The following is a 12,756-nucleotide window of genomic DNA, read 5'->3' on the forward strand; positions in this document are numbered from 1 at the left end:
GACGGAAAATGTCGCCCATGGGACAGATTAATTGCACGGGTGGTGCCAGCAGGATACCGGAAATCGACATTCGGTGAGCCCATGACGACACTTGTGACCGTTGCCACGAAGAATCGCACACTTGTCGCCGCATGTCTTGTGCTGGGATTTGCGGCAATCATCGGGCTGACCGACAATCTGGTCCGGCCGCTGGCGGCCGAGATCGGGCTGTGGCAGTTCCACGCAATGCGCAGCATGTTCGCGCTTGCCCTGCTGGGGCTGGGCGCGCCGCTGCTGGGGTTGAACCTGCGCCCGGTGCGGCCCGGCGCGGTCGCGCTGCGCAGCCTGCTGCTGGGTGGTGCCATCATGATTTATTTTGCCTCGCTGGCCTTCATGCCGGTCGCCGGGGCGGCTGCGGGGTTGTTCACGGCGCCGATCTTCACGCTGCTGATCGTGCGGTTCTGCTTCGGCGTGCCCATCGGGCGCTTCCGTATCGCGGCGGTAATCGTTGGTTTTGCGGGGGTCCTGCTGGTGCTGAACCCGTCACCCGGAAGGACGGGAATGATCGCCCTGATGCCGGTCGTGGCCGGGATCCTGTATGCGCTTGGCAATATCGCCACCCGTCGCTGGTGCGAGGGCGAAACGCCCGAGGCGCTTCTGATGGGGTTCTTCATCGCTCTTGGGGTGATGGGGGCTGTCGGCATGGTCGTGATGGCCATTCTTCAGCCCAGCGTGCCACAGGGTCCGGCGGGCTTCGTTCTTCGGCCGCTCGTAGCCCTGTCGCCTTCGATCCTGGCGCAGATCCTGTTCCAGGCCGTCGGCGCCCTGGCGGGGGTTGCGCTTTTGACCCGGGCCTATCAGATCGCCGAGGTCAGCCGTGTCGCGATCTTCGAATATGCGCTGCTGCCCATGGCGGCGGCGTGGTCCTGGGTGCTGTGGGGGCAGTCGGCCTCTGCCGCCGAACTTGCCGGAATGGTGCTGATCGTCGTCTCGGGGCTTATCATCGCGCTGAGGGGCAGATAGCCTGCGCCGCATGATCCTTTCGCGCGGCCGCAGATACATCTTCATCCATATCCCCAAAACGGGGGGGACGGCGCTGACGCTGGCGCTCGAATCGCGCGCCATGCGCGATGACATCATCCTGTCCGACACGCCGAAGGGCCGAAAGCGCCGCAGGCGTGTTCAGGGCATCAATTCCGCCGGGCGTTTGTGGAAGCATTCCCGCCTGAGCGACCTACAGGGGCTGGCCACGCAAGAGGAGCTGGAAAGCTTCTTCGTCGTCACGATGGTCCGCAATCCGTGGGACCGCCTTGTCAGCTATTATCACTGGTTGCGGGTGCAGAAGTTCGATCACCCTGCGGTCCATCTGGCCCGCAGCCTGTCCTTCCCCGCCTTTCTGCGTGCACCCGCCATCGCGCAATCGATCGCGAACAGTCCGGCGGCGTCCTATGTCGCGCTGCCCGACGGGCGCGAACATTGCGATTGTTTCATCCGGCTGGAACATTTCGCGCGGGATGCCGCGCCCTTCGAAACCCATCTGGGCTTTCCCCTGTCCCCGCTACCCGTCGCAAACAGGTCCGAACGGGCGCGTGACTGGCGTGTTCATTATACCGATGCAGATGCAGAAATCGTCGCGCGGATCTGTTCTGCGGACATCGCGCGATTTGGCTACCGCTTTGATCCTGAATGAAGGTTCAGCAATTCGGCACATTCACAGCCAGGCCGCCCAGCGAGGTTTCCTTGTATTTCTCGTGCATGTCATGGCCTGTCTGGCGCATCGTCTCGATGCAGGCATCCAGCGGCACGAAATGCTGCCCATCCCCGCGCAGGGCAAGGCTGGCCGCCGACACGGCCTTGATCGCGCCCAGGCCGTTGCGTTCGATGCAGGGCACCTGAACCAGCCCCTTTACCGGATCGCAGGTCATGCCCAGGTGGTGTTCCAGCGCGATCTCGGCGGCGTTTTCGATCTGCTCGGGGGTGCCGCCCATCACCGCGCACAGCCCCGCCGCTGCCATTGCCGCGGCCGAACCCACCTCGGCCTGACAGCCGCATTCGGCGCCCGAGATCGAGGCATTGTGCTTGCACAGCCCGCCGATCGCGGCCGCGGTCAGAAGGAATTCGCCGATCCGCACCGGGTTCGCCCCGGGGACATGGTCCAGCCAATAGCGAATGACGGCGGGCACGACGCCCGCGGCCCCATTCGTCGGCGCGGTGACGACCTGTCCTCCGGCGGCGTTTTCCTCGTTCACCGCCATGGCATAGACGCTGATCCAGTCGTTGATCGTGTGCGGCGCGTTCAGGTTGAGGCCGCGTTCGGCCAGCAACGCCTGATGGATTGCGCGGGCGCGGCGGCGGACCTTCAGACCGCCGGGAAGGACGCCTTCGCCCGCAAGGCCGCGCTCGATGCAATCGTTCATCACCTGCCACAGCCGCGCCATGCCATCGTCCAACTCGCGGGCCGATCGGAAATGCAGCTCGTTCGCGCGCTTCATCTGGGCAATCGAGAGGCCGGATTCGCGCGCCATGCGCAGCATCTCGGCCGCGCTCTGGAACGGGTAGGGACAGCCCGAGGGCTGCGATGCCTTGGCGGCGCCGGCCTCAAGTTCGTCCTCGGTCAGCACGAAGCCCCCGCCGATCGAGTAATAGGTCTCCTGCAGGATCACGTCGCCCTGAGCGTCGGTTGCCATCAGGATCATCGCGTTGGCGTGTCCGGGCAGGGGGCGGTCATAGTCGAAGATCAGGTCGCGATCGGGGTCGAAGCGCAGCGGCCCAAGGCCCGGCGGCGTGATCCGCCGCGTTTCGCGGAGCGCGGCCAGCGCGGCCTCGGCCCGGTCGTGGTCATAGCTTTCGGGCTCGAAACCGGCCAGGCCCAGGATCGTCGCCCGATCCGTCGCGTGGCCCTTGCCCGTGAAGGCAAGCGAGCCGTGCAGGGATGCGCGCAAGCCATGGGCCGAAAAGGGCGATGCGCGCAGCCGTTCCAGGAAGCGGGCGCCCGCGACCATCGGTCCCATCGTGTGCGACGAGGACGGGCCAATGCCGATCTTGAAGATGTCGAAGACGGACAGAAACATGCTGGCTTTCCCTCGGGCGTTTCATCGGCATGTGCATGGCGGACGCGTCGCGCAATGCGGCCGGTCGGATGTCCTGCCGCCCAGAGATAGAGCCACAGCGGACCGGGCGCGTACATCGAAAACGACCTTTCGGAGACGAAAACGCGCCCACGCGTGCAGCTTGGACAGACGATTGCCCCTCGCGCTGGCCGCCGGTCTTGCCTATAACCAAGGCGATCGCCGAGACGGAGACGAGAATGTTTGCAAATCTGTCCCCCATCGACAGGGCAAAACTGGCTGCCGCGCGCCATGCGGTAGGCCTGATCGAAAACGGCATGCGCGTGGGGCTGGGCACCGGATCGACTGCCGCCTGGATGGTGCGCTGCCTGGCCGAACGCGCCCAAAGCGAAGGGCTGGATCTGACCTGCGCCGCCACGTCCGAACGCACCGCGCAACTTGCGACCGAACTTGGCCTGAATGTCGTATCCCTTGACGAGGCGGGCTGGCTGGACATCACCATCGACGGTACGGACGAATTCGACCCGGACCTGAACCTGATCAAGGGCGGCGGCGCGGCGCATCTGCGCGAAAAGATCGTGGCAACCGCATCGGACCGGATGGTGGTCATCGCCGATCCGGGCAAGCGCGTCGCGCAGCTTGGCGCCTTTCCCTTGCCGGTCGAGGTTCTGGCATTCGGCATGACGGCCACCCGTCGCCTGATCGAGGAAATCCTGGAATCCTTTGACGTTCTCGGGCGCCAGATCACGCTGCGGATGGACGGCGACAAGCCGCTGGTGACGGATGAAGGAAATCACGTTCTTGACCTGCATCTGGGCCGTATCGGCAATCCGCGCCAGCTGGCGCTGGTACTCAACCAGGTGCCCGGTGTGGTCGATAACGGCCTGTTCATCGACATCTGCGACCAGGTGATCGTGGGGCATCCCGACGGTCGGGTCGAGATCCATGACCATGCCAGCGGCCACAGCACCTTGGGCCAGGTTCCCACCGAAGAGCCCGAGAACATCTTTGCCGATCTTGGCGACTGAAATGCAGGACGGAATGAGTTTCGACTACGACCTTTACGTTATCGGCGGCGGATCGGGGGGCGTCAGGGCGGCGCGGATCGCGGCGGGGGAGCACGGCGCTCGCGTTGCGCTGGCCGAGGAATACCGTCTGGGCGGAACGTGCGTGATCCGCGGCTGCGTGCCAAAAAAGCTGATGGTCTTTGCCTCGGATTTCGGCGCGCAGATCGAGGACGCGGCCGCCTATGGATGGAAGGTCACGCAGTCGGGCTTTGACTGGCCGGCCTTCCGCGCGCGTCTGGACGCAGAGCTTGACCGCCTCGAGGCGGCCTATCGCCGCACGCTGGACAATGCGGGCGTGACCGTTCATTCCGCGCGCGCCGTGATCGAGGATCCGCATACCGTGCGGCTGGACACCGGCGAACGCTTTACCGCGCGTCATATCCTGATCGCCACCGGAGGCAGGCCCTTCGTGCCGGAAATCGCCCGCAAGGCCGGGGTTCTGACTTCGAACGAAGTCTTCAAGCTGGACAGGCTGCCGCAACGTGCGCTGATCGTGGGCGGAGGATACATCGCCTGCGAATTCGCCTGCATCCTGAACGGTCTGGGCGTGGCTGTGACCCAGTTCTATCGTGGCGAGCAAATCCTGCGCGGCTTTGACGGCGAGGCGCGCGGTCTGATCGCCGAACACATGCGCGACGCAGGCATCGACCTGCATGTCGGCTGTGACGTGGCCGAGATTTCGCGCGATGGCGACACCTGGCGCGTCGTCACGACGGACGGGCGTGACGGCGAATTCGACTGCGTGATCTATGCCACGGGCCGCAAGCCGAACAGTGACGGCCTGGGGCTCGAGGCGCTGGGCGTCGAGCTGGGCCGGAACGGACAGATCGTCGTGGACGAATGGTCACAGACGGCGGTTCCGTCGATTTATGCCGTGGGCGATGTGACCGATCGGGTCAATCTGACGCCGGTCGCGATCCGCGAGGGTCACGCCTTTGCCGATACGGTCTTTGGCGCAAGGCCCTGGAAGGTCGATCATTCGCTGGTGGCCAGCGCCGTCTTCACCCAGCCCGAGATGGGCAGCATCGGCCTGACCGAAGAAGCCGCCCGCGACCGTGGGCCGATCGAGGTCTACGAGACGACGTTTCGGCCGATGAAGACCGCCTTTGCCGGGCAGTCGGATCGCGCGATGATGAAGCTGATCGTCTGCGCGGACACGCGCCGCGTCCTGGGCTGTCACATCGTGGCCCCCGAGGCAGGCGAGATGATCCAGCTGGTCGCCATCGCGATCGGCATGGGTGCCACCAAGGAGGATTTCGACCGCACCATCGCGGTGCATCCGGTCATGTCCGAGGAACTGGTCACGATGCGAAAACCCGTCCGGACGGCTTGATTTTCGCGGCCAAGTGGCCAGTTGTTTCAATACTGTATGAAAGAAGAAGGGAATACAGCCAATGGCAGGAAGCGGAGGCCCATGGGGAGGCGGGTCGGGCGGTAACGACGACCGTCCCGGCGGGCAGGATCGCCCCGGAGGCAACAGGCCCGGCCAGGGCCCTCAGATCACCGAGATCGACGACCTTGTTCGCAAGGGAACCGAGCAGCTGCGCGTCCTGATGGGTGGCCGTGGCGGTGGTCCGCGCGGTCCGGCCGGTCGCGGCGGCGGTCAGGGGCCACGGATGACCCGCGGCACGATCGGACTTGGCATTCTGGCCGCGGTCGCGGTCTGGGCATTCGCCAGCTTCTATACCGTTCGGCCCGAGGAGCAATCGGTCGAGCTGTTCCTGGGCAAGTTTTCCTCGATCGGGCAGCCGGGTCTGAACTTTGCGCCCTGGCCCTTCGTGCGGGCCTATGTGGTGCCGGTCACGCCCGAACGGACCGAAGATATCGGTGTCGGGCGGGGCGATGCGGATTCCGGCCTGATGCTGACGGGCGACGAAAACATCGTCGATATCGACTTCCAGGTCGTCTGGAACATTTCGGATCCGACGAAATACCTGTTCAACCTGCGTGACCCCGAACTGACCATCCGGTCGGTTGCCGAATCCTCGATGCGCGAGATCATCGCCCAGTCGCAGCTGGCGCCGATCCTGAACCGCGACCGTGGCATCATTGCCGAGCGGCTGAAGGAACTGATCCAGTCCACGCTGGACAGCTACGATTCCGGCCTGAACGTCGTGCGTGTCAACTTTGACCGCGCCGACCCGCCGCGCGAGGTGATCGACGCCTTCAAGAACGTCCAGTCCGCCGAGCAGCAGCGCGACCGGTTGCAGAAAGAGGCCGACGCCTATGCCAACACCGTTCTGGCCGGTGCGCGCGGTCAGGCAGCGCAGCTTCTGGAAGAGGCCGAGGCCTATCGCGCCCAGGTCATCAACCAGGCCGAGGGCGAGGCCAGCCGATTCCTGGCCGTGCTCGAGGAATACCGAAAGGCGCCCGAAGTCACGCGCAAGCGCCTGTATCTTGAAACCATGGAGCGTGTTCTGGGCAAGGTCGACAAGTTCATCATCGATGAGGGCGCGGGCGCGAATGGCGTCGTGCCCTATCTGCCGCTGAACGAGCTGGGCCGGAAGGCGACCAATCCGCCCGCAACCAGCAACACCAATGTCGGGGGGGCGAACTGATGAACCGCGCAACGCTGCTTTTGCCCGTGGCCGTGGTCGCCGTGGCTGCCGCTCTGTCGTCGATCTTCATCGTGGACGAGCGGGAGAAGGCGCTGGTGCTGCAATTCGGCCAGATCAAGGCCGTGCACGAAGAGCCCGGCCTGTATTTCAAGATCCCGCTGGTGCAGGAAGTCGTTCGCTATGACGACCGGATCCTGGGGCTGGATGTCGAACCGCTGGAAGTCACGCCGCTGGACGATCGCCGTCTGGTCGTGGACGCCTTTGCGCGCTTCCGCATCGATGATGTGCGTCGCTTCCGCCAGGCGGTCGGCGCGGCGGGCCTGCCGCTGGCCGAACAGCGTATAGACACGATCCTGCGCGCCCAGACGCGCGAGGTCCTGGGTTCGGTCACGTCGTCCGAGATCCTGTCGGAGGACCGCGCGATCCTTGCGACACGGATCCGCGATGCCGCGCGGTCCGAGGCCGCGACACTGGGCGTCGAGATCATCGACGTGCGCCTGAAGCGCACCGACCTGCCCGAGCAGAACCTCGACGCCACCTTTGCCCGGATGCGGGCCGAGCGTGAACGCGAAGCCGCCGACGAGATCGCGCGCGGTAACGAGGCCGCTCAGCGCGTTCGCGCCCAGGCCGACCGGACCCGCGTCGAGCTTGTGTCCGAAGCCCAGCGCGAAGCCGAGATTATCCGGGGCGAGGCTGATGCAAGACGCAACGCGATCTTTGCCGAAGCCTATGGCGCTGATCGTGACTTCTTCGAATTCTACCGCTCGCTCGAGGCATATAGCCGCGCGCTTCTTGCGGGCAATTCGACGATGGTCATCGCCCCAGATTCCGAGTTCTTCGATTATCTCAAGGCGTCGAGGCCGGAACGCTGATGTCGGGCGCAACTCTGATCCTTCTCGGGTTAGGGCTTGTCCTGGTGATCGAGGGGCTGGTGCTTGCACTGGCCCCTTCGCGCATCGACGAGCTGCTGGAGTTGATCCGCCGCATGCCGGTCGAGATGCGCCGGAACCTGGGGCTGGGCGCCATGGCGCTGGGGCTGGCGCTGATCTGGCTTGCGCGCGGTCTTGGAGGCTAGGATGCGCAGGCTTGACGGCCTCACATCCTGTTGAGCCGAACATGCGCGGATTAACCGTTTCCCCGGCGGCCGACTTGGCGCAAGATCGTCCGGGATGGTTGGCGCGGACGGGATTGCGTGTGCACATTGCCTTGAGTGTGGCATGCGACGGAACCGCCAGATTGACAGGGAGTTACAGGTGAACAGCCAGATGCCGATGCAAACCGAAACGAAACAGCGCCGCGGTGCATGGACGCGGATGGTCGCGGCTCTTGTCCTTGGGCTGGGCGTTGCGATCGGGCCGATCGCCCCCGCGCCGCTGCACGCCGCGCCCGACAGCTTTGCCGATCTGGCCGAGCGCGTCAGCCCGGCCGTGGTCAACATCACCACGACGACCGTCATTGCCGCGCCGACCGAAGGCTTTCCGACCGTGCCGGAGGGCTCTCCGTTCGAGGATTTCTTTCGCGATTTCGGTTTTCCGAACGGACCGCGCGGGCCAAGGCGCTCGAATGCACTGGGATCGGGTTTTGTGGTGTCCGAGGACGGCTACATCGTGACCAACAACCACGTGATCGAAGGCGCCGATGAAATCACGATCGAATTCTTCTCGGGCAAGACCCTGGATGCGCGCCTGATCGGCACCGATCCGAAGACCGACATCGCGCTGCTGAAGGTCGAAAGCGACGAGCCGTTGAAGTTCGTCCGCTTTGGCGATTCCGACCGGATGCGTGTTGGCGATTGGGTCATGGCCATGGGCAACCCGCTGGGCCAGGGGTTTTCGGCCTCGGTGGGGATCGTGTCGGCGCGCAATCGCGAATTGTCCGGCACCTATGACGATTTCATCCAGACCGACGCCGCGATCAACCGGGGCAATTCCGGCGGGCCGTTGTTCAACATGGATGGCGAGGTGATCGGCGTGAATACCGCGATCCTCAGCCCCAATGGGGGTTCGATCGGGATCGGCTTCTCGATGGCGTCGAACGTGGTGTCGAAGGTCGTCGCGCAGCTGAAGGAGTATGGCGAAACGCGGCGTGGCTGGCTGGGGGTCCGCATTCAGGATGTCACGCCCGACATGGCCGAGGCGCTGGGCCTGGACGAACCCAAGGGCGCGCTTGTCACGGACGTGCCCGAAGGCCCCGCGCGCGAGGCCGGGATGGAGGCGGGCGATCTGATCGTCAGCTTCGACGGAGTCGAGGTCAAGGATACGCGCGATCTAGTTCGCCGCGTGGCCGATACCGAGGTTGGCAAGACCGTGCGCGTGGTCGTGATGCGTGACGGAGAAAGCAAGACGCTGCTGGTCACGCTGGGCCGTCGGGAACTGGCCGAAGGCGAAGAGGCCCGCCCATCGGCGGCGCCGGCAAAGCCGATGCAGAAAGAGATGTTCGGCATGACGCTGGGGGTGCTTACGCCCGACCAGGCCGAGCGCATGGGCCTGCCCGCGGATGCCGAGGGTCTGGTGATCCTCGATATCGACGAGACCAGCGAAGCGTATGAGAAGGGTCTGCGTGCGGGCGATGTCATCACCGAGGCCGGTCAGGAAAAGGTTACCTCGATTGCCGATCTCGAGGCGCGGATCGACGAAGCCAAGGAGGCCGGGCGCAAGTCCGTGCTGTTGCTGATCCGTCGCGGCGGGATGCCGCGCTTTGTCGCGCTTTCGGTCGAATAGGCTCACGCCGCGACATTGACCTGGGGGCGTCCGTTTGGGCGCCCCCTTTTCTGCGTGCGATATTGCAGGGGAGGCATTATGCGGAATGGCGCCTCTCTGGGCGAAAATCCGTTACGCAAGACATGGCCGGATCCGGGGATCGGGGGCTGACCTGTGTTCACCGCGCGGCGATCGCCAGTCAGGGCAGGATTTCAAAGCCTTCGGGCACATCGGCCGGATCGGCCTCTTCCGTCCATACGTCGGTGACCTGCGCGGCGGCCGGACCTTCGGACATGGCGGCGATCATGGATTTCACCGCGTCTTCGGGGCCGGCGATCAGGGCGACAACGGAGCCGTCGTCACGGTTTCGCACCCAGCCGCGCAGACCCAGTGCGCGGGCCTGCGCCTTTGCCCAGGCGCGATAGGCGACCCCTTGAACCCGACCAGTGACACGAACAGATGCGGCCGTTTCCGTCATCGTGGCCTCCATTCATTGATCCGGGATGTCGCGTTTCACCCCATAGCGCGCAAGAAAGGTTTCGACCGCGCCGCGCACGATGCGATCGCGTTCGGCGTCCGAGAACTCGGTCTTCACGCCAAAGCAGACCGAGGGAAAGATGTCGGCCTTGCACAACTCGGCGAACTGGTCTGCGGCCAGATGGATGTCATCGATTTTCAACTGGCCGCGTGCGACGGCGCCATTCAGATACGAAGACAGGCGTTCGCGCAGCAGGCCGGGCCCCGTTTCATAGAACTGTCGGCCAAGTTCCGGAAAGCGATAGGCTTCGGCCAGGCAGACGCGGTAAATCTGTCGGCCGAAATCCGACAGGATGAAATCGACAATTCGCCGTCCGGCGACAGGCAGCATCTGTTCAGGAGGGGCTGACATGCTGACGAGATCCTCGACCTCATCTGCCTGGCGGCGGCACTCTTCCCGCGCGACTTCCAGAAACAGCTGACGCTTGTCGGGGACATAGGCATAAAGGGTCGCCTTCGAGACGCCTGCCTCGGCGGCGATGTCGTCAACGCTGGCGCCTTCGAAACCGTCGCGCAGAAAGACCTTGCGCGCACCTTCGATCACTTGCGCGAACTTGCGACCGCGTCGAATTGTCGATTTGGGTTGGTCGTCCATCCCGTCATGCCCCCTCTCTTTCAGGGTAGCCCCATGCATGGTGCAATCGCAAGGCGGCAATTCGGGTACCGTGGCGTATCCGCTTGGGGGCGTGAACAAAAATGGGCGGGCACAGGACCCGCCCAGTACGCCACTGGGAGGAGAAGCGGACAGAATTCAGTTCCTGGGCGCTGTGCAAACGGGCGTTGCCGATCCATTGCATGCGCGGCTGGTCGTGTCCCCATGCGGGAAATCCAGCCGGGGCAGATCGAACCCGCCGACAAAGGCATTGGCGGGCATCGCAGTTGCGAATGCGGCCAGTGCTGCCATGAGCATTGCCGCGACGGTCGTTGTCTTGCGGGTCATCTCGTGCCTCCTTGCCGTTCGGTATCAAGCACACGCGTTATCTAAACCGTATAGTTCATAAATCAAGACATAACTGAACCATAAAGTTTATATCTGCCATGATCAGCGTGCAATGCTGGCTGGCGGTTGCGCTTTGTTTTAGATTCATTCTAAATAAGGCCCGGATTCCCTCTGAAGCAGGAAAAGGGCCAGAAATGATCCCCGGTATCGCAAGCAGACGACGCTTCTCGGACCTGACCGAACAAGAGATTCTGGCGCTGGCGATCTCCTCCGAGGAGGACGATGCGCGCATCTACCGCCTGTATGCCGAGCGTCTGCGCAAGGATTATCCCGCATCTGCGGCCGTCTTCGAGGCCATGGCCAAGGAAGAGGACGAGCATCGCCGCCGTCTGATCGAGCGCCACAAGGCGCGCTTTGGCGATGTAATCCCCCTGATCCGGCGCGAACATGTTGCAGGCTTCTATGCCCGCCGTCCTGTCTGGCTGATCGAGAATCTGGGTCTTGATCGCATCCGCGAAGAGGCTGCCGCGATGGAGCGCGAGGCCGAGGCCTTCTATCGCCGCGCGGCGCAGCGCACGCAGGATGCCGAAACGCGCAAGCTGCTGGGCGATCTGGCCGCGGCCGAGGCACAGCACGAAACCCGGGCCGGCGAGCTGATCGAAGGTATCCCCGAAGACGTTCACGAGGAAGAGCGCCGCGCCGCCCACCGCCAGTTTGTCCTGACCTGGGTCCAGCCGGGCCTTGCGGGGCTGATGGACGGTTCGGTATCGACGCTGGCGCCGATCTTCGCCACGGCCTTTGCGACCCACGATACGTGGACGACCTTCCAGGTCGGTCTGGCGGCATCGGTCGGGGCCGGGATCTCGATGGGCTTTACCGAAGCCGCACATGACGACGGCGTTCTCTCGGGCCGGGGCTCGCCGGTCAAACGCGGGCTGGCGTCGGGCGTGATGACGACGCTGGGCGGGCTGGGCCATGCTCTGCCCTATCTGATCGCGGATTTCTGGACTGCAACCGCGCTTGCCGTTACGATCGTCTTCATTGAATTGTGGGCGATCGTCTGGATCCAGAACCGCTACATGGAGACGCCCTTCCTGCGTGCAACCTTTCAGGTGGTTCTTGGGGGGGCGATGGTCTTTGCCGCTGGCGTTCTGATCGGCGGCGGATAGTATCGACCCCGTTCGAAACGGAGGTCGCCATGTATTCACGGGATCGGATCGCCTATACTCCATTGCCGCTGCCGGATCGCATCGAGATGCCGGACGATCAGGCATTGCAGGCGGCGCGCCAGTTCCGCGACTACATGAAGCGGCGCCATTCGGTGCGCGACTTCCGCCCCGATCCCGTGCCTAGCGAGGTCATTTCGGCCTGTATTGAGACTGCCGCCAGCGCGCCGTCAGGGGCAAACCATCAGCCCTGGCATTTCGTTGCGATCTCGGACCCCGCGCTGAAAGCGCGCATCCGGGCCGAGGCAGAGCGCGAAGAGCAGGCCTTCTATGACGGCGGTGGGGGCGATGAATGGCTGCGTGCGCTAGAGCCTATCGGCACGGGTGCCTCGAAGCCGCACCTGGAGATTGCGCCGTGGCTGATCGTTGTCTTCGCGCAAAGATACGGCGTGACAAAGGAAGGGCAGCGCTACAAGAATTATTACGTGCCTGAAAGCGTGGGCATAGCGACAGGTTTCCTGATCGCGGCCCTGCATCACGCGGGGCTGTCCACCCTGACCCATACGCCGAACCCGATGCGGTTTCTGAATGACCTGTGCGGCCGGCCCGCGAACGAAAAGCCGGTCATGATCCTGGCCTGCGGCCGCGCTGCGCAAGACGCGACCGTGCCGGCCGCCGCAAAGATCAAGAAGCCGCTGGGCGAGGTCATGACGGTTCTGCACGGCCAGCCCGGGTCGTGATG

14 protein-coding genes are annotated in these 12,756 nt (G+C 64.3%); 10 read left to right on the forward strand and 4 right to left on the reverse strand.

Annotated elements, in window-relative coordinates:
• Positions 1 to 81 precede the first annotated feature (81 nt).
• Positions 82 to 1,002 carry a DMT family transporter gene (locus LV82_RS10670; RefSeq protein WP_104071524.1) on the forward strand — a complete coding sequence of 307 codons (921 nt, stop codon included), beginning with the start codon at positions 82 to 84 and terminating at the stop codon, positions 1,000 to 1,002.
• Between the two features lie 10 nt (positions 1,003 to 1,012).
• Complete coding sequence (locus tag LV82_RS10675) at positions 1,013 to 1,669, forward strand: sulfotransferase family 2 domain-containing protein (RefSeq protein ID WP_104071525.1); 657 nt, start codon at positions 1,013 to 1,015, stop codon at positions 1,667 to 1,669.
• Positions 1,670 to 1,673: 4 nt separating this feature from the next.
• Here the strand turns inward: LV82_RS10675 and LV82_RS10680 are convergent, their stop codons facing one another.
• Positions 1,674 to 3,050 carry an L-serine ammonia-lyase gene (locus LV82_RS10680; RefSeq protein WP_104071527.1) on the reverse strand — a complete coding sequence of 459 codons (1,377 nt, stop codon included), beginning with the start codon at positions 3,048 to 3,050 and terminating at the stop codon, positions 1,674 to 1,676.
• Between the two features lie 236 nt (positions 3,051 to 3,286).
• On the opposite strand from LV82_RS10680, the gene rpiA reads away from it, so the two are divergent.
• From rpiA to LV82_RS10710, 6 genes are all read left to right on the forward strand, one after another.
• Entirely contained in the window at positions 3,287 to 4,075 is a 789-nt protein-coding gene (gene rpiA, locus LV82_RS10685; protein ID WP_104071529.1) for a ribose-5-phosphate isomerase RpiA, read from the forward strand.
• A gap of 13 nt (positions 4,076 to 4,088) precedes the next feature.
• On the forward strand, positions 4,089 to 5,447 hold the full coding sequence (gorA, locus tag LV82_RS10690) for a glutathione-disulfide reductase (protein WP_104071682.1): 1,359 nt from the start codon (positions 4,089 to 4,091) through the stop codon (positions 5,445 to 5,447).
• 61 nt (positions 5,448 to 5,508) lie between these two features.
• Positions 5,509 to 6,672 carry an FtsH protease activity modulator HflK gene (gene hflK / locus LV82_RS10695; RefSeq protein ID WP_104071531.1) on the forward strand — a complete coding sequence of 388 codons (1,164 nt, stop codon included), beginning with the start codon at positions 5,509 to 5,511 and terminating at the stop codon, positions 6,670 to 6,672.
• Positions 6,672 to 7,544: a protease modulator HflC gene (gene hflC, locus LV82_RS10700; protein ID WP_104071532.1), complete on the forward strand. Its 873-nt coding sequence runs from the start codon at positions 6,672 to 6,674 to the stop codon at positions 7,542 to 7,544. The genes hflK and hflC overlap by 1 nt, the downstream gene beginning before the upstream one ends.
• Positions 7,544 to 7,747, forward strand: a complete 204-nt coding sequence (locus LV82_RS10705; protein ID WP_104071534.1) for a DUF2065 family protein — start codon at positions 7,544 to 7,546, stop codon at positions 7,745 to 7,747. The genes hflC and LV82_RS10705 overlap by 1 nt, the downstream gene beginning before the upstream one ends.
• Positions 7,748 to 7,937: 190 nt before the next feature.
• Positions 7,938 to 9,392 carry a DegQ family serine endoprotease gene (locus tag LV82_RS10710; protein ID WP_104071535.1) on the forward strand — a complete coding sequence of 485 codons (1,455 nt, stop codon included), beginning with the start codon at positions 7,938 to 7,940 and terminating at the stop codon, positions 9,390 to 9,392.
• Positions 9,393 to 9,570: 178 nt separating this feature from the next.
• On the opposite strand, the gene LV82_RS10715 is transcribed toward LV82_RS10710, so the two are convergent.
• The 3 genes from LV82_RS10715 to LV82_RS10725 form a co-directional block, all read right to left on the reverse strand.
• Positions 9,571 to 9,849, reverse strand: a complete 279-nt coding sequence (locus LV82_RS10715) for an acylphosphatase (protein WP_104071684.1) — start codon at positions 9,847 to 9,849, stop codon at positions 9,571 to 9,573.
• 12 nt (positions 9,850 to 9,861) lie between these two features.
• The gene (locus tag LV82_RS10720) at positions 9,862 to 10,503 is read right to left on the reverse strand and encodes a TetR/AcrR family transcriptional regulator (RefSeq protein WP_104071537.1); all 642 of its coding nucleotides are present in this window, start codon (positions 10,501 to 10,503) and stop codon (positions 9,862 to 9,864) included.
• Positions 10,504 to 10,659: 156 nt separating this feature from the next.
• Entirely contained in the window at positions 10,660 to 10,848 is a 189-nt protein-coding gene (locus tag LV82_RS10725) for a hypothetical protein (protein ID WP_104071539.1), read from the reverse strand.
• Positions 10,849 to 11,042: 194 nt separating this feature from the next.
• On the opposite strand from LV82_RS10725, the gene mbfA reads away from it, so the two are divergent.
• The gene (gene mbfA, locus LV82_RS10730) at positions 11,043 to 12,017 is read left to right on the forward strand and encodes an iron exporter MbfA (protein ID WP_104071541.1); all 975 of its coding nucleotides are present in this window, start codon (positions 11,043 to 11,045) and stop codon (positions 12,015 to 12,017) included.
• Between the two features lie 29 nt (positions 12,018 to 12,046).
• Positions 12,047 to 12,754, forward strand: a complete 708-nt coding sequence (locus tag LV82_RS10735; protein ID WP_104071543.1) for a nitroreductase family protein — start codon at positions 12,047 to 12,049, stop codon at positions 12,752 to 12,754.
• Positions 12,755 to 12,756: the final 2 nt, after the last annotated feature.

This window comes from Albidovulum inexpectatum, assembly GCF_002927635.1.
In the GTDB taxonomy this organism is placed as follows: Bacteria; Pseudomonadota; Alphaproteobacteria; order Rhodobacterales; family Rhodobacteraceae; genus Albidovulum; species Albidovulum inexpectatum.

Coding starts and splice junctions, on each gene's coding strand:
- LV82_RS10670 (WP_104071524.1), top strand. CDS start 82: ATGACGACACTTGTGACCGTTGCCACGAAGAATCGCACACTTGTCGCC.
- LV82_RS10675 (WP_104071525.1), top strand. CDS start 1,013: ATGATCCTTTCGCGCGGCCGCAGATACATCTTCATCCATATCCCCAAA.
- LV82_RS10680 (WP_104071527.1), bottom strand. CDS start 3,050: ATGTTTCTGTCCGTCTTCGACATCTTCAAGATCGGCATTGGCCCGTCC.
- rpiA (WP_104071529.1), top strand. CDS start 3,287: ATGTTTGCAAATCTGTCCCCCATCGACAGGGCAAAACTGGCTGCCGCG.
- gorA (WP_104071682.1), top strand. CDS start 4,089: ATGAGTTTCGACTACGACCTTTACGTTATCGGCGGCGGATCGGGGGGC.
- hflK (WP_104071531.1), top strand. CDS start 5,509: ATGGCAGGAAGCGGAGGCCCATGGGGAGGCGGGTCGGGCGGTAACGAC.
- hflC (WP_104071532.1), top strand. CDS start 6,672: ATGAACCGCGCAACGCTGCTTTTGCCCGTGGCCGTGGTCGCCGTGGCT.
- LV82_RS10705 (WP_104071534.1), top strand. CDS start 7,544: ATGTCGGGCGCAACTCTGATCCTTCTCGGGTTAGGGCTTGTCCTGGTG.
- LV82_RS10710 (WP_104071535.1), top strand. CDS start 7,938: ATGCCGATGCAAACCGAAACGAAACAGCGCCGCGGTGCATGGACGCGG.
- LV82_RS10715 (WP_104071684.1), bottom strand. CDS start 9,849: ATGACGGAAACGGCCGCATCTGTTCGTGTCACTGGTCGGGTTCAAGGG.
- LV82_RS10720 (WP_104071537.1), bottom strand. CDS start 10,503: ATGGACGACCAACCCAAATCGACAATTCGACGCGGTCGCAAGTTCGCG.
- LV82_RS10725 (WP_104071539.1), bottom strand. CDS start 10,848: ATGACCCGCAAGACAACGACCGTCGCGGCAATGCTCATGGCAGCACTG.
- mbfA (WP_104071541.1), top strand. CDS start 11,043: ATGATCCCCGGTATCGCAAGCAGACGACGCTTCTCGGACCTGACCGAA.
- LV82_RS10735 (WP_104071543.1), top strand. CDS start 12,047: ATGTATTCACGGGATCGGATCGCCTATACTCCATTGCCGCTGCCGGAT.